The sequence below is a fragment of the Chloracidobacterium sp. N genome, from assembly GCF_018304765.1.
GTDB classification, from domain to species: Bacteria; Acidobacteriota; Blastocatellia; order Chloracidobacteriales; family Chloracidobacteriaceae; genus Chloracidobacterium; species Chloracidobacterium aggregatum.
Genome location: NZ_CP072643.1, coordinates 652338 through 668867, shown reverse-complemented (window position 1 = coordinate 668867; position 16530 = coordinate 652338). Strand labels below are relative to the sequence as shown.

Here is a 16530-nt window from a genome sequence, read left to right as displayed (position 1 = left end):
GGCCCAGGCGCTGCGTACGTCGCGTGGATACCCCCTGTGACTGCTCCCCCGGACGTACCCTGCTGCAGAAAGAACCTATGTTGCCCTGCCTGTCATTGCGTCGCTTTGGTTTTGGTCATCAGTGTTGGCTGTGGATATTCGGCAGCTTCCTGCTGGGACTGGTCATAGCCCCTGCCCAGTCTCCGGCACAAGCCCCGGCCCAGGCTTCGGTCCAAACTTCAGCCCCGGCCCTGCGTTCGGTCAAATCCCTGCCGGCGCCGAAAGTCGTGGCGCGGTACTGGGCGGCCTTGGGCGGCGAGAAAGCCCTGCGGGCAGCCGGTGCCACCACGCTGCGCGGAACCGTGCAGACGGTGGCGAGTGAAACCGGCAGCTTTACGCTCGACCGTCGTGCCCCCAACCAATTGCGTCTGGAACTCACGTTCGAGGACGACCGCCGGTGCCTGGGCACGAGCGGTACTTCAGCCTGGGTACAGACCACCCGCGACGGAGCTTCGACGCTCGTGGATGACATCGGCCGGCAGCGTCTGCTCGAAGGCTGGATGCTGGCCGGCCACATGCTCGACGCCAAACAGCAGGGGATTGCCCTGCGTTCGCTGCCGGTTGTGGAATTCGCCGGGCAGCCCTGCTACCGCGTCGTCTTCACGTCACGCGAACGGGCCACAGCCACCGGCTACTTTGCCGTCGATTCCGGTCTGCTCGTCCGTCTGGAAAGTGGGGAAGGCGCCGCGCGCCAGGTCTTTCAGTTTGCGGACTACCGTCTGGTCAACGGCCGGCGTGAACCTTACACCCTGACCCTCGAAGCATCCGGCGGGCCGGCCCTGACCCTGACGGTGCAGGAAGCGATACCGGTCACCAGCTTCGCGGCCAATCATTTCGACATTCCCACGGGCGACCCGGCGCTGGACGTTCCGGCGCTGCTGACGCGCATCGCGCAGAACCAAAAGGCACTGGATGAGCGCGTGACGCAGTACACCTACACGCTGACGGAGACCATTCGGCGGCTGGACGGTGATGGACGGGTCAAGGAAACCGAAGTCAAGGTCTATGAAGTCTATCCCCTGACCGGTGGTGTGCGCGCCCGAAAGCTGGTCGCGGTCAATGGGAAACCGCTTTCACCTTCGGAAGCCGAAAAGGAACAGCGCCGGGTGACGAAGTTCATCGAGGAAAACGAAGAACGACAGCAGAAGCGCCAGTCCGGCAAGGCTGATGAGAACGATGAAGCCCAACGGCGACGCCTTGCCATTTCGCAGTTTCTGCGCGCCTGTGAGTTCTACAATCCGCGCCGGGAAAACCTCCGGGGGCGGGAGGTCATCGTCTGCGATTTTCGTCCACGCCCCGGCTACAAGCCGACCAATGACGCCGAGAAAATCATCCAGAAGCTCGTCGGCACGGTCTGGCTCGACGCCGAAGACGAGGAAGTGACGCGACTTGAAGGACGCTTTGCGAGTGATTTCAAAGTGGGCGGCGGCTTGCTGGCATCGCTCAAGCGGGGGGCGGCATTTGTTTTTGAGCAGACCCGCAATGTGGAAGGCGTCTGGTTGCCGCTGCGCGAGGATTTCAACGCCGGCATCAAGGTCCTGCTGTTGGCAGGCCTGAACATCAGCGTCGAGAACCGCTACAGCGATTACCGGAAGTTTTCGACCGAAACCAAAGACGTTACCGAAAACCCACCCGCCACACCGTAGGGGCGATTGGTCAATTGCCCCTACAGGAAAACGTCCGTCACACACCAACGGCCGCGCCCTGATGCTTCGGGCGATGGGCAATAGCCGGCTCGACGGCTGGCCGCGGGTGCAGCGCCGGATGCAGCGCATGCGCCAGAATCTCCAGGCTTTCAACCAGGCGCGGCCCCGGACGGCTGAAGTAATGCGAGCCGTCGGTGACATAGACCTGCCCCTGCCGGACGGCCGGCAGGGATGACCAGACGGGATGTGCTGCCAGCAGGTCGAGGTCTTCCAGCGTACGCTCAACCGAAAAGCCGCAGCAGGCCACGAACACGACTTCGGGACGGGCGGCAGCGACTTCTTCCCAAGTGAGCGTCCGGGAGGGTACGCCGGCCCGTCCCAGCACTTCTTCGCCACCAGCCAGATGTACCAGCTCCGGACTCCAGTGCCCGCAGGAAAACGGCGGATGGAGCCATTCCAGCAGGGCCACCCGTGGACGCCGGTCAACCGTGGCGCTGCGGCGCACAACGGCTTCCACACGTGCCTTCAAACCGGCAACGACTTCCTCGGCAACGGCCTGCCGCCCGGTAGCGGCGGCCACCTGATGCAGGCTGGCAAAGACTTCCTCCAGGGTTTGGGGTTCGAGATTGATGACCTGTGGGCTGCCGGGCAGACGGCAGGCGGCGGCTTTGACTTCTTCTTCCGCGACGGCGCAGACATCACACAGCGCCTGCGTCACGATCACGTCCGGCTGCAAGGCTTCGAGGACGGGCAGGTTGAGGGTGTAAAGCGCCTGTACCGACTGGAGCCGCTCGCGTACGAGGTGGTCTATTTCCTGGCTGGTGGCGTCGGTCGGAATGAGCGTGTGGGTGACTTTGGGCAGGTCCCGGACAGAAGGCGGGTAGTCGCACTCGTGCGTTACGCCGACGAGCTGCGCTTCGAGGCCAAGCGCGCAGATGATTTCTGTGGCGCTTGGCAGCAGGGAAACAATGCGGAGGTCGGTCATCGGAGCAGGTCTCCAGAGCATTTTGGGCTGGCGGCCGCGGAGTTTATACCGCTGCTGGGGCGTCCACCAAGCAGGGGCGGTTGGGCCAACCGCCCCCACAGGTGGCAACCCGCCCTTACGGCGTTTTTCTCTGTTTCTCAATTTCGCCCACAATGTCGTCCAAAGCTGTACTGGTAAGAGAATATCCCGCTCCTGAGGGGAGTGTTTTGGCTGAACCGGGCTGTTTATACAGCATCCCCGTCATGTGCTGCTTTCAAGCAGACGTTCAAGTTCTGCCACGATGGCGAGTGCTGCCTGTGCTTTCAGTGAAGGGATGTCGCTCGCGCGCTGCACCCGTTGCCTCAATTGCTCCAAAGCCGAACGGGCTTTGGTTTCCGTTGTGCTTTCCTGAAATGTCTTCAGAAATTCCCGCCAATAGACCACCTCAATACCACATAGTTGGACTTTGTTGAGCTTCTGCATGTAGGTGTCCATCAGTCCTGTCCGCGCCAAACGTCCGAAGTTGCCGCCGCCGTCGGCGTGGGGCTTGTCGAGAATTTGAGCCGTCTTCGGTGGATAGGGACTAGCCCCTTTGGGAATATCAATCCTGGTAGCCTGCTTTGTCTTCCTGATGTGTTGCCAGTGGTAGTTGCGGTACTCGGCAGCGTACTTTGCCGATTCGACGAAGGGTTCAAAGAGAATCGGAGATCCGCTAAGTACGTTTCCGAGAACCCATGGAACGACAACAATCAAGTCCCGCTGTGCGCAGGCGGCCGAGGTAACCTGAAACCTGAGACTCGGTTCGGCCTCTTTCGCAAGCAGATACCACCCCTTCAGTTCAATCCCAAGGAGAATTTCACCTGTGGAGGTCTTGCGCAGGAGAACGTCGGGGAATGTTTGGGCCTGTCTGACGAAGGTGTAGAGGGCGTAACTCCCGTTTGGATCCCAGGTGTTCCGAATGAGATTCAGGGTACGGACCACCTGCTCCTCAATTGTCGCACCAAGCACGCTGTTGAGTGTGTGAAGGTCCGTGGCCAGAATGCCCGAAATATGGGTCTCGGTGCGGAAGTAGATTGGAAGGGACGAAATGGCTTCGCGCACATTCATGTAAAGCTGGTAATGGGCGTCGCCGGGTGCAGGCAAAAATGATTCTCTGGTCGGCTCAGGTGGTCGGTTTTCTTCTGTCATGCCGTAGCCAACCTTTCCACCGCTGCGGCATAAAACTCCGGGATAATCTCGGCCGCACAGTAAGCGCGGCCAAGGCCATGCGAAACCACAGCACCCGGACAGAGGCCGCCGAAAGGTTCCCAAACGACATCCCCCTGGTCGGTTGAGGCTTGGATGATCAGGTCAATAAACTTCAGTGGCTTCTGGCTCCCGTGAAGGCTTTTGAATTTGTATCTCATCCCGTTGCGTGTTCCCTGGATTCGTTCCGCTCCGCTGACCTGTGGTTCACGCCACACATTGGTGATTCCGAGATCACATTTGAACTTCGCCCGCAGTTTGGCCCATTCACCGCCGGATATGGGGGTTTTTCCATCAAGGCTGAAATAAGGCCTGCCCGCCGGGTCGCCATGCTCATTGGCGTACTGGGCAAGTCTTACGAAGGCGTCGGGGGGTGGGTAGTACCAAAGGTGATCGGCGGTAAGGTATTTTCGGGTGGCTGCGTTGAGAACTCCACACGCTTCATTGGCCACGCGAAACGGCAACCCTGTCCGCTTCCACTCGTGGCGGAGCCACTCCTGCATCGTCAGTAATTGCGTGCCAACTCTGAAAGTGGCGGTCCTGACATAGTGCACGCAGACTTCTGTGACCACCGGAAACTTGCGCAGCGTCTGCGTGTTGGCGTTACCTGCGACATGGCTGAGTCCCTTGTCCCAGATGTTGCAGCAGCGGTATTCCCATCCGTTGGCGATGAGCACGGGATGCACGGTGGCCCATCCCACCTCGGTATTCCAAAACCAGAGGGTTGTCTGCGGCGTGGCATATTGGCTCCATGCCTTGATGTGCGGCTCGTACCAGTCGGCAAGGGATTCAGCCCGATGGTTGTCGCCGGGAAATCCACTCACGCCATAGGGTCCGTCGGAAATGATGCATGTCGGAGTGGGCCAGGTGGCGTAAAGGTTCTCTGCGTGATCAAAGTGGATTGAGACCTGTCCGCGAGTGTACACGTCACCAATCACCGGCTCCCGTTCTTGCCCTTTCCACTGGGAGAACAGATGAGCCTGTGTCGTACTCGTGCTCGTGGTCATGGATGAGTCCTCATCTCGTCGTGCTGTCAGGGCATCCTGCCGTACAACCTTTCGGCCTATGGATTTGAAGTCTATACCGCGCCACGGCAGGGGTGAAGGAGGGGCGGTTGGCAACCGCCCACACCGTTGTCCAACCGCCCTTACCTTTGGCCAACCGTCCCTACCATTGGCAACCCGCCCACAACCGAACGGTTGGCCTGCCCCCGCTCGACAATGTGCGCCAGACGATCCGCCGCCTTGCGTGCGCCGGCAATGTTGCGCGCCGTCGGCCCAAGTTCGAGTTCGGCCAGCGGCCCCATGACGTACAGCCCACGCGCCCACCGCAGAGCTTTGGAAACCACGGGATAACCACATGGAGCGACCGGAAGCCCGTAGGCCGCAATTGCCTCATCAAGCCACGGCCCGCCGGGGCGCTGTGGTTCAAAACCGGTTGCCAGCAGCAGGTTGTCGGTCTCCAGGGTGTCGCCGGTCATCAGTGACAACAGCAGCCGCCCATCACCTTGGGGCGTCGCTCCTGTGACGTTGGCTTCCCGAAGACAAAGCTCGCCATGCTCTGCCGCGCGCCGCAGGTCGTGATAGACATCCTTGGGCATCGAACCCCGGTGGCGCGCCTCACGAATCATCTGCCGCCGCCGTTCCAGTGAAGTTTCGGCCTCGAAGGCGCGCATGTACTTGGGCCCCAGCCAGCCTGGATCGCTGTCGAACTGGTGAATCCGAACCGGATGCGGCATCAGCAGCGTCACTGTGCCCGGTTGCCGGGCCGCCAGCGCCAACGCCAGTTGGGCCGCGGAAATCCCGCCACCAAACACCACGGCGTGACGCCACAGCGGTAACTGTGCTGTATGAACGTCACGGTCGAAGACATGACGCACCGGTGCGCCGGCTGCCCGGCAGAGACGCGCCCAGTCAGGGTAAGCCGGCCGGTCACTCAAACCGAGCGCCAGAATGACACGGCGGGCTTCCAGAGCACCGTCTGGCGTTTCGACCTGCCAGCCACGTTCACCCAGCCGCCGCAAGCCGACGGCTCCGCCCTGAAGGTGCAGCTCTGTCAGGCGGTGCTGCGCCAGCAAGTGCCGGCAGTGCGCCTGGAAAAGAGCATAACCGGGGCGGTCGTAGGGCGGCGCAAAAGCGGCAAACGGTTTTCCTTCGGGAGTGCGTGAGAACTCAAAGAGGTCAAACGCCCCCAGCCCAAGGTGGTGCACCAGCGGAGAGCGCAGAAACGGCATCTGAACATTGCCTGTGCACTGATTCCAGCGCGCCAGCAGCGTGGGCTGCGGATCGAGGATGCGCAACCGGTCTGCCGCCACTCCGGCCCGGGCCGTCAGAACCAGCGCGGCATGGGCGCCGTGAATCCCCCCACCTATCACCAACCAGTCCAGCATGGTTTCTGTCCAGCCTGCTTTTGAAGATGATCTGATTCGTAAAAATACTATTTACTTCAGGCGAGTCAGGTTCGCAAGTTGGCTACGGTAAAGTGTTTTTGACTGGACGTGGCCCACGGCACCGGGTGGACAACGGGACGCTGATTCAAGTAAACAGGAATTGTCTTGAAAATATGTCTGTCTTCTCCGAGGGCTTTTCCTATGCGTGAAAGCGTACGTGTCTGGTTTGGGCCGCGCCCCTGGGCCGTGGCCGGCGTGATCTGGCTGTGCAGCTTCCTGTGGAGCCTGACCGTACTGGCCGGGCCGACGGGCACCATCACCGGCGTTGTGCGGGACAGCGGCGGCGCGTTCATCAGTGGCGCGGAAGTCTCCGCCACGAATCTGGCGACCAACTTCACCCGTACGGCCATAACCAACGCCTCCGGGCGCTACGTCATTGCCGAACTGCTGCCCGGCGACTACCGGCTGGAAGTCAAACGCGACGGTTTTCAGACGGCCGTGGAAACGCGGGTGGTCGTCAACGTCGAGGCCATCGTCGCCAAGGACTTCACGCTCGTGGCCGGGGCGATCAGCGAAACCATCACGGTCGAAAGTGACAGCGATCTGGTCAACCGCGAGTCGGGCGCCGTCGGTACGGTGATTGAACGCAAGTTCGTCGAAAACCTGCCGCTCAACGGACGCAGTTTTCAGGCACTCATCGAGCTGACGCCGGGGGTCGTGCTGGCGACGCCAAGCATTTTTTCGACCGGGCAGTTCAGCATCAACGGACAGCGTACCAACGCCAACTACTTCATGGTGGATGGCGTCAGCGCCAATTTCGGGGCGGCCGTCACCGCGCAGTCCTTCCAGCAGGGCGCCGGGACGCAGCCGGCGCTGACGATTCTGGGAAGCACCAGCAGCCTCGTCCCGGCCGACGCCATGCAGGAATTCCGCGTCCAGACCTCCAGCTTTGCCGCTGAATACGGCCGGACGCCGGGCGGACAGATTTCCATCTCAACCCGCAGCGGTAGCAATGATTTCACCGGCTCGCTGTTTCATTACTTCCGCAATGAAAAGCTCGATGCCAACGACTGGTTCAACAACCGCAACGGACTCCCACGGTTGCCACTGCGGTTGAATCAGTTTGGCGGGACCTTTGGCGGCCCTATTCGGATTCCGGGGCTGTATGACGGACGCAACCGGTCATTTTTCTTTGCTACGTACGAAGGGCTGCGGCTGCTTGTGCCGGGGACGGTGTTTGCGGCCCGCGTGCCGTCGCTGGCGGCCCGCCAGTCCGCGCCGGAGCCGTTCCGGTCCGTGCTCAATGCTTTTCCACGTCCGAATGCGCCGGCAGAACCTGGCGACCCGGCCGATGCGGCGCGCTACATCACCGGAATTTCCGATCCATCGGAAATTGACACGGTCAACCTGCGCTTCGACCAGAAGTTCGGGCAGTCAGCCAACCTGTTTTTCACCTTCCTGAACTCGCCTTCCGGGAGCCGCTTCCGGTCGTTTCCGAGCCAGGAAAACGCCTTCGAGCGCAACAACCGCAGTCTGACCGGCGGCCTGACCTGGGCCATCCGTCCCAATCTGGTGCTGGATGTGCGGCTCAACTTCGGGCGTTCACGCGGCAACTTCGACTTTCGGGGCGTCGAGCGCGACGGCGCGGTGCTGCCGCCGGATTCGCTCGTCTTTCCGTCTTTTGCGCCCCGCGCCACAACGGCCGTAAGCCTCCAGACCATTCCCGGTGTGTCAGGTGTTTCGGCGGCCAACCTCACGCAGGGACGCACGCTGGGGCAGCTTCAGCGCCAGTTCAACCTGGTGGGCAGTGTGACCTACATTGTCGGCAACCACGAAATCAAGGTCGGCGCGGACTATCGGCTGCTGCGCCCCATTCAGGATACGCGGTCGCTTTCCATCAGCTATGTCTTTGGTACTGTGGCGAGCCGGGCCACAGGCGTCCCGACCTCGATTTCCATTCAGGCGTTTGCGCCGGTCACGGGTTTCCGCATCCACAACTTTTCATCGTTCGTGCAGGATACGTGGCGCATCCGGCCGCGTCTGACGCTCACTTTCGGGTTGCGTCATGACCTCAATCCGCCGCTGGCCGGCGAGCGTTTGCCCTTCTCCATTGACGGGCTGGAAAACCCGCTCACGGCCAGGCTGGCTCCGGCCGGCGCGCGCCAGTGGCGGACGCGCTACACGGATTTTGCCCCCCGGCTGGGCGTGGCCTACCAGTTTGCCGAACGTTCCGGTTCGGCGCTGGAGCAGGTCTTCGGCGGCTGGATTCTGCGCGGCGGTTACGGGATATTTTACGACCTCGGAACCGGCACGGCGCTGCGTGGGTTCAACAGCTTTCCCTACAATACCTTCAGGACGATTACGAACCCGGCCCAACTCCGCTTTCCGGCCAACGAAGCCGACCTTCAGCCGCCGCCGTTTCTTGATCCCAACAACCTGCCTATCAACGCCAGCTTTTTCGTCTTTGACCGAAACCTGCGCCTGCCCTATACGCACCACTGGAACGTGACGCTCGAACGCGCCATCGGGCGCCACAATGCCATCACCATTTCGTATGTCGGCGCGGCGGCGCGGCGGCTGTTGCGCGCCGAACAACTGCGGAACTACAACGAAGCCTTTGCCCGGCAGAACTTCGGGTTGGACCGTCCGGTGATTGTCATCAACCCGGCCGTGTTTGGCCCGGCGCCTTCGGCTTCGCCAGCCGCCGGCTCACCGGTTAGTGTCACCCGCAATGCGACGGCATCAAACTACAACGCCCTGCAGATGCAATACCGGCGGCGGTTGTCACGGGGTCTTCAGGCGCTGGCTTCGTACACCTGGTCCAAGTCCATTGATGACGTGTCGGATGAGGTCTTTCAGGGTATTCCGCTGGAGGGTTTCAACCAGCGCCTGGAGCGCGGCCCGTCAAGTTTTGACATCCGGCACACCTTTACGGCGGCTGCAACCTATGACCTGCCGACCCTGACGCAGCAGCCCTTCGTGAAGGCGCTCATCGGGGGGTGGTCCATCAACGGCATTTTCCGGGCGCGTTCCGGGGCGCCGCTCAACGTCATTTCCCAGTCCTTTGATGTCTTCAACATCGGGACGACACGCCGCGTTGACCGCGTTCCGGGGCAGCCGGTGTTTATCAGCGACCGGAATGCGCCGGGTGGCCGGCGGCTGAACCCGGCGGCCTTTGCCGAGCCGGCCCGCAACCGGCAGGGGACACTGGGCCGCAACAGCCTGCGCTGGCTGGCTGCGACGCAGTGGGACCTTTCCGTTCGCCGTACGTTCAACTTCGGCGAGCGCCTGCGGTTGCAGTTTGCGACGGATTTCTTCAATGCCTTCAACCAGGCGAACTTCACGCCGCCCAGCCCGACGCGCCTGCCCAACGGCACCCTGGTGGGCAACGGAGAGGCGTCGAGTATGCTGGGGCGGGCGCTGGCGGGCGTTGGCGCAACGGCCACCCGGCAGACGAGTCCGTCCAACGGTTTCAACCAGCTTTTCCAGTTTGGCAGCCCGCGCTCGATTCAGTTCTCGTTGCGCCTGCTGTTTTAGGCTGGGGGGGGCAGGTCCGTGGCTGGGGCGTGGTGGGGACGCCCGTCCTGTGGTGGCTGGCGTCCCTGTTCCGCCGGTTCATCGGCCATCAGGGTCGGAGTGGACTCCGGCGCGGCGCCCGGACGGGTGATGAGCGGACTCTGGGACACCGTCACGTCCTGGCAGGTGGCCGCCCCGTGGTCGCCCGTGTCGGCGGCGAGCAGCCGCGTTGCCGGTTCGCCGCTCCGGGTGGGTGTCTCCTGGCGCCGGTAAGGTTCCGCCGTCGTGAGCCGGGCCGGGGGGAGTCCCCGGGCAAGTTCGGTCAGTGCCGTGGCCAGGTCAGCGGCCGAGGGGCGCTCGGCAGGGTCCTTGGAGAGTGTCTGCGCAACAAGGCGGGTGAGGTCTGCCGGGAGGTGCGGCGCGAGCTGGTCGAGGGGTGGCGGCGCGTCATTCAGGTGTGCCAGCAGCACGGCAAACGGGTTGCTTTCCGTAGCCGGGAAGGGAAGCCGGCCGGCCAGCATTTCATATGCCATCACGCCCACGCTATAGACATCCGCTTTTCCGTCGTGGGGCTTTCCGGCGACCCGCTCCGGCGCCATGTAGGTGGGGGTGCCGATAATCGTGCCGGAGGCCGTCAGGTGAGCGTCCCCGGCCTCGGCCCCGACCAGCTTGGCAATGCCAAAATCCACCACCTTGACCATTTCACCCCGCGATGTCCGGTGCAGGAAGACATTATCCGGCTTGATGTCGCGGTGGATGATGCCGTGCCGGTGGGCTTCAGCCAGGGCGCGACAAACGGGAATCAGCAGCCTGATGGTCCGCAGCAGGCTCAGGCGTCCGGGCAGTTCGTGGCTGAGCGGGCGTCCCGTCAGCAGCTCCATGACGAGATAGGCAATGCCGTCGTGGGACAGCCCGGAGTCCAGGACGCGCACGATGTTGGGGTGGTCAAGGCGTGAAATGGCGACGCCTTCGCGGTGGAAGCGTTCCAGCGCCTCGGCACTGTCGTTTCCGGCGACAGGCTTGAAGACCTTGACGGCGATGGCGTGACCCAGCCCAAGGTGCGTTCCCCGGAAGACGGCGCCAAAACCGCCGGCGCCAATTTTCTCATCGAGCCGGTATTTGTCATCGAGGGTCGTTCCGGGAAGGGCGTCCGCCAGGGCGGAAAACATGCGGTCGGCCCGACGCTGGGAGGCAATGAGTTCCGCGTTGCGGGCTTCCAGTTCACGGTTGCGCGCGGCCAGTTGGCGGGCGGCCCGCGCCTCAACCTCGGTGGCCTGCGCCTGGGCTTCCGCGGCCCGGGCGCGGGCATCGGCGGCCTCCCGGGCGGACTGGGCCGCCTGGGCGGCGGCTTCTGCGGCCTGCATCTGGAGCTGCGTTTCACGCCAGGCCGCCTGGGTACGCCAGCGGCGCACCCGCGCCCGGTACAGTCCTGTCACCAGCCCCAGTCCGGCGAGGGCATAAAGGGCATAGGCCCAGCCCGTCCGCCAGGGGGGCGGCAGCACCCGCAGGTGGACGCGCAGTCCCTGCTCGTTCCACTTGCCGTCGTTGTTCGCAGCGCGAACGTGGAAGACGTAGTCTCCGGGGTCGAGATTCGTATAACCGGCGTAGCGCCGGGTTCCACAGTCCACCCAGTCCCGGTCAAAGCCTTCCAGCCGGTAGGCGTACCGGTTTTTCTCCGGTGTGATGAAATTCAGGGCGGCAAACTCAAAGGCAAAGAAGTTCTCACGGTGGGTCAGCGTCAGGCGCTGGGTCGCGGCGAAGCTGGTGATGGGGCGGTCAAAAATCCGAAAGCTGGTGATGGCGACCGGGGGGAGAAAGGTGTTGTCCACGACCTGGGAGGGATGAAATGAGAAAAAACCGGCGGTCGTGCCAAAGTGCAGCCAGCCGGCGGCGTCGCGCCACCGGGCGGCAGTGCTGATTTCGTTGGCCGGCAGTCCGTCCCGGGTGTCGAACGTACGGCAGGCTCCGGTCTGGGGATCAAACCGGCAGAGGCCCTGGTTGGTGCCCAGCCAGAGGTGCCCGGCATCGTCTTCCAGGATGGCGTTGATGACATTGTTGGGGAGTCCGTCAGCCGTGGTGTAGCGGACGAAGTTTCCATGGTCAGGCTGGAAACGGTTGAGTCCGCCGGGCGTGCCGGCCCAGAGTCTTCCCTGGCGGTCGAGGTGCAGGGTCAGCACCCAGTCGTGGGTCAGGCTGTCGGCGCGGCTGGGATCGTGCTGATAGCGGTTTTCCTGGTGGGTGACGGGGTGCCACCGGCGGAGGCCCTGTTCGGTGCCCAGCCAGAGCGCGCCGGAGGGGTCTTCCTGAATAGCCCAGATGGCATCCAGCCGGGGTTCGTCGGGATGCGGTGGGAGCCGCTCCAGAACGGTTTGAGTGTGCGGATCAATGCGGTCGAGACCGCGCTGCGTCCCGACCCACAGTGTCCCGTCGCGTGTTTCACAGAGGGCGTGAACCCAGTCATCACTCAGGCTGGTTGGCTGGTCGGGCTGATGACGCAGACGGGTGAAGCGACGGTACGGCGCGGCGAGGCGATGGAGTCCACCCCGTTCCGTGCCGACCCAGAGCGTGCCCTCCTGTGTGGCGAGCAGCGCGCCTACGATGCCATGGCGGAGTTGGCCGGCCTGGGCGCCGGCCGGGTAGCGTGTCACGCGCTCGCGTGCGTCCAGCCGGTTCAGCCCCTGGTTGGTGCCCACCCAGAGGTTGCCAGCCGGGTCTTCCACCAGTGACCAGACGAGGCTATCGGTGAGGTGATCGGGGCGGTCCGGGTTGGCATCGTGAACGATGAAGCGCTGCTCGACGACCTGATTCAGTCCCCCGAAGTCGGTTCCGACCCACAGCGTTCCCGCCTGGTCGCGCATCATCTGCCAGATGAAGTCGTGTCCCAGCGTGTCCGCCTGGCGTGGATGGTGTCGGAAGTGAGTGAAGTATCCGCCCTCCCGTTCATCGTCCAGGCGGCTGAGTCCGTCCCCCCACGTGCCCACCCAGAGCCGGCCCTGGTGGTCCTCGGCCAGGGCGCGTGTCTGGTCACTCGCCAGGCTGTCCGGCCGGTGACGGTCCGGGAGCCGGACTCTAGCTTGCCGTATAGTACGCGATAGTGTATAATAATGCTCATGGAAAGCACTATAAGCACAGGCAAGGCGGCAAAACTCCTTGGTGTCTCGGTCAAGACGTTGCAGCGTTGGGAACGCGAAGGAAGGCTAATTCCGGTGGCCCGAACGGACAGCAACCGCCGCCTCTACACTGAGACGCAGATCCGTGAGTTCATCGGTTTGCGGCAGGCCAACCATGCGCCAACCAAGCTTGTCGCCTACTGTCGGGTATCGAATGCGGCGCAGAAGCCGGACCTGGCGAATCAGCGCAAAGTGCTGGAAGAGTTCGTGGTGGCGAAGGGATTGGCGGGGGTCGAGTTTATCGAGGAAGTGGGCGGCGGGCTGAACTTCAGGCGCAAGCGGTTTCTGGCCCTTATGGACGAGATCGGGCGACGGGAAGTCAAGATGCTGATCCTCGCTCACCGGGACCGCCTCACCCGTTTCGGCTTTGAGTGGTTCGAACATTACGCCCAAGCCCATGGCTGCGAAGTGCTGGTACTCAACCAGGAACGGCTGTCTCCCGAACAGGAAATGGTGCAAGACTTAATGACCATCGTGCACTGTTTTTCGTCCCGGCTGTACGGTTTGAGGAACTATCGAAAGAAGTTGAATGAAGCGCTGAAACAGGATGTAAATGACGTCAAAAAGGCCCAACAATGCAACTAACCCACAAGATCGCTCTTTGTCCGACTCCTGAGCAAGTGGACTACTTCAGGCGCGCCTGCGGCACGGCGCGGCGTGTTTGGAACTGGGCGCTCAATGAGTGGAACAGGCAATACGCAGCAGGCGGCAGGCCAAACGCCATGGCGCTCAAAAAACAGTTCAACGCCATCAAGTACACCGACCCGCAGTGGCTCGATGAGAACGGTCGGCCTTGGTTGCAGGACATTCACCGGGATGCCCACGCCCAGCCGTTCAGGAATCTCGCCAAAGCATGGGGACGGTTCTTCGCCAAGGAGGGCAAAGAAGCGCACGAGCCACGGCTCAAGAAAAAGGGCCGTTGCCGCGACAGCTTTTATGTTGCCAACGACAAGTTCACCCTGGAAGGCAAGACGATCCGTCTGCCCAGGATCGGCGAAGTCGCCATGACCGAGGAACTGCGATTCAAAGGAAAGATACTGGGCGCAACGGTCTCCCGCACCGCGGATCGTTGGTTTGTGGCAATACAGGTCGAGGTGCCTGATGCGCAATTCTATCGGCGTCGCACGTCGCACGAGGTCAACGGCAGCGACCTGGGCATCAAGGCTGCCGCAACGATCTCCAGCGGTGAAGTCATCGAGGCGCCCAAGCCGCTCAAAGCAGCGCTGCGCCGTCTGGAAATCCGTAGCCGACGTCTCAGCCGCAAGCTGGAAGCCGCCAGGAAGGCAGCAGGATTTGAACGCCATGCCCGCCTGCCTGAAGGAACGCGCCTGCCGGTATCGAACAACCGGCAGAAGTCCGCTGCGATATTGGCAAGGCTCTATGCCCGTATTGCCAATATCCGGGCGGATTTCACCCACAAGCTCACGACTCGACTCTGCCGCGAAAACCAAGCGTTGGTGATCGAGGATTTAAACGTCAAAGGGATGCTGCAGAACGAGAAACTCGCCCGCGCCATCTCTGACGTGGGTTTTGGGATGTTGCGCTCGCAGTTGGAATACAAGGCCCGGCGCTACGGTACTCATCTTACCATCGCTGATCGCTGGTATCCAAGCAGCCGACTGTGCTCCAACTGTGGCTGGAAGAACGAGGCGCTGACATTGAGAGATCGAACATGGGTGTGTGCTCAATGTGGTGCGCACCATGACCGTGACCTCAATGCGGCGCTGAACCTGAAACGGCTGGCAACCGAAACTGCCCTACCCGTGGCGAGTCCGTCCAGCAATGGCGGCGCTGCGGCGGGGACGGTCCCCGCCGCAGTCGGGAAAGTCACGCCTGTCAAATACGACGGTGGTCAACAGGACGCGTCGGGGCAGGAAGAGAACCGTGCGCACTTTTGCGCACATTCTTGATAGCAGAAACCGGGTGAACCGGCCGCGCGCCGGCTCAAAGCAGGTCAATCCCGCGCCAGCCAGCCAGAGCCGCCCCTGACGGTCGAAATGCAGCGCCAGGACAGGCTGATCACCGAGCACCACGGTGGATGCCCCGGTGTCCGGGTCGAAACACCACAGCCCGCCGTTCGTGCCGAGCCAGAGCTTTCCCGTTGTGTCATGGGCGATAGCGCGGATGACGCTGAGGCTGTCCGTCTGTTCCGCGGGGGCGGGGGGCGAGGCCAGGCGAACCAGGCGCTCACCCTCCAGCCGGTGGAGTCCGCGCGGCGTGCCAATCCACAAAACACCGCGGGCATCGCAGTGCAGGGCCGTGATGCGGTCGTGTGCGAGGCCGGCCTCGTCTCCGGCGCGGGGTTGAAAACGGGTGAAGGTCTCCCGTGCCGGATCATACCGGTTGAGACCGTGCTGGGTGCCGACCCACAATCCGCTGCGGTCCGCACACAGCGCCGTGATGTAGTTGTCACTCAGGCTGGACGGTTGGGACGGATCGGTGCGAAACACCCGGAAGGTGTAACCGTCATAGCGGTTGAGCCCATCCTGCGTGCCCACCCAGATGAATCCCTGGGCGTCCTGGGCCAGGCACTGGGCGGTACTCTGTGAGAGTCCCTGCCCGGTTGAAAGACGCACGAAGGTCGTCGGAAGCTGGCGTGGTCTGGCCCGGACAGGCGTCTCCAGTCCAGGCAACAGCCCGCACATGAGGGCCAGCAGTCCACAGTGCAGGAGATAGTGGCGTCGGTAGCGGCCCGGCAGGATGGGACAGGTAGGCGTGGAGCGCACGGAAACCCCGACTGGTAACAGCACCGCGTCGGCTGCCCTTGGACGACACGCACGCGCCGCCTGGGAAACCACCGGGAGCATACTGCGCCCAAGCGCAGAACAGCAATCCGGGGAGCGTGCGCTCCACGACGAAATGCCTGTGGCCGCACGCCACAGGCAGGAGATTCAAACCCGGCTGGAGGGTGCGGCTCCCGCCTGCTCGACCGCCTACTCGAAACCGGCCGCTTTTTTGGCAGCGGCGGAAATGACGAACTTGAGCCGTTTCCGGGCTTTGATTTTGATCTTTTCGCCGGTGCGTGGATTGCGCCCTTCCCGCGCCTTGTATTCCCGGACAACCAGTTTCCCGACCCCTGGAATCGTGAAGCCGACTTTGGCCTGTGCGGCGGCGAGCCGGGCCTGTTCATCGAAAAATTCCCGCACCTTCTGTTTCGGGAAGCCGAACTTTTCGGCGAAGTGGTTGACAATTTCGGTTTTGGTCATCGGCTTGGCTGCCGCTTTCTTGGCCGGCGCCTTTTTGGCCGGCGCTTCCTCTTTGGGAGCTGTGGCTTTGGCCTTGGTGGTGGCTTTGGTTGCCGTGGATTTTGGAGCTTTGGCCGCCATGGCAGTGAATCCTCCTGCTAGCGCGAATGCGCAAAATGATGTGATTTACCCTTGTCGTGAAGCGGATTTCTGCACGAGACTAGCCAGCCATCCGCATGAAATCAAGCGATTTTTGATGCCCTCTACGACTGATAGTGCCTGGGGCGGCTTGATCTGCCACCGGTAGTGTCCGTTCCCTTGTGGCCGGCGGCCGGGACACCACAATATCAACCCCGTGACAACGGCATATCGGCGT

At 62.6% G+C, this 16530-nt stretch carries 10 protein-coding genes and 1 pseudogene; 4 read left to right on the top strand and 7 right to left on the bottom strand.

The features are described 5' to 3' along the window. The first annotated feature begins 77 nt into the window (after nucleotides 1–77). Nucleotides 78–1685 carry a hypothetical protein gene (locus J8C05_RS13855; RefSeq protein WP_211423345.1) on the top strand — a complete coding sequence of 536 codons (1608 nt, stop codon included), beginning with the start codon at nucleotides 78–80 and terminating at the stop codon, nucleotides 1683–1685. Nucleotides 1686–1722: 37 nt separating this feature from the next. Here the strand turns inward: J8C05_RS13855 and J8C05_RS13850 are convergent, their stop codons facing one another. From J8C05_RS13850 to J8C05_RS13835, 4 genes are all read right to left on the bottom strand, one after another. Next, entirely contained in the window at nucleotides 1723–2670 is a 948-nt protein-coding gene (locus tag J8C05_RS13850; protein ID WP_211423344.1) for a cobalamin-binding protein, read from the bottom strand. A 240-nt stretch (nucleotides 2671–2910) separates the two neighbouring features. Further along, nucleotides 2911–3837: a hypothetical protein gene (locus tag J8C05_RS13845; RefSeq protein WP_246840770.1), complete on the bottom strand. Its 927-nt coding sequence runs from the start codon at nucleotides 3835–3837 to the stop codon at nucleotides 2911–2913. Continuing rightward, nucleotides 3834–4901, bottom strand: a complete 1068-nt coding sequence (locus J8C05_RS13840; protein ID WP_211423343.1) for a DNA methyltransferase — start codon at nucleotides 4899–4901, stop codon at nucleotides 3834–3836. Before J8C05_RS13840 ends, J8C05_RS13845 begins: the two co-directional genes overlap by 4 nt. Nucleotides 4902–5041: 140 nt before the next feature. Beyond that, nucleotides 5042–6283 (bottom strand): FAD/NAD(P)-binding protein, encoded by a 1242-nt coding sequence (locus J8C05_RS13835; protein ID WP_211423342.1) that lies wholly within the window; start codon nucleotides 6281–6283, stop codon nucleotides 5042–5044. 201 nt (nucleotides 6284–6484) lie between these two features. Between J8C05_RS13835 and J8C05_RS13830 the strand changes: the two genes are divergently transcribed. Further along, entirely contained in the window at nucleotides 6485–9820 is a 3336-nt protein-coding gene (locus J8C05_RS13830; protein ID WP_211423341.1) for a TonB-dependent receptor, read from the top strand. On the opposite strand, the gene J8C05_RS13825 is transcribed toward J8C05_RS13830, so the two are convergent. Next, on the bottom strand, nucleotides 9817–12834 hold the full coding sequence (locus J8C05_RS13825) for a protein kinase domain-containing protein (RefSeq protein ID WP_281503774.1): 3018 nt from the start codon (nucleotides 12832–12834) through the stop codon (nucleotides 9817–9819). The two genes, J8C05_RS13830 and J8C05_RS13825, sit on opposite strands and share 4 nt — an antisense overlap. Nucleotides 12835–12903: 69 nt before the next feature. Here J8C05_RS13825 and J8C05_RS13815 point away from each other — a divergent pair, with 69 nt between their 5' ends. Continuing rightward, nucleotides 12904–13554, top strand: coding sequence for an IS607 family transposase (locus J8C05_RS13815; protein WP_459543843.1), 651 nt, complete (start codon nucleotides 12904–12906; stop codon nucleotides 13552–13554). After that, a complete protein-coding gene (locus J8C05_RS15575; protein ID WP_211431228.1) occupies nucleotides 13545–14879 on the top strand; it encodes an RNA-guided endonuclease InsQ/TnpB family protein in 1335 nt (444 codons plus the stop codon). Before J8C05_RS13815 ends, J8C05_RS15575 begins: the two co-directional genes overlap by 10 nt. Before the next feature lie 309 nt (nucleotides 14880–15188). Here J8C05_RS15575 and J8C05_RS15570 read toward each other — a convergent pair. Together J8C05_RS15570 and J8C05_RS13805 are read right to left on the bottom strand one after the other, a co-directional pair. Then, nucleotides 15189–15614, bottom strand: a pseudogene (locus tag J8C05_RS15570) (ligand-binding sensor domain-containing protein); the annotation flags it as partial. Between the two features lie 288 nt (nucleotides 15615–15902). After that, nucleotides 15903–16295: an HU family DNA-binding protein gene (locus J8C05_RS13805; protein ID WP_082670891.1), complete on the bottom strand. Its 393-nt coding sequence runs from the start codon at nucleotides 16293–16295 to the stop codon at nucleotides 15903–15905. Between the last annotated feature and the right edge of the window lie 235 nt (nucleotides 16296–16530).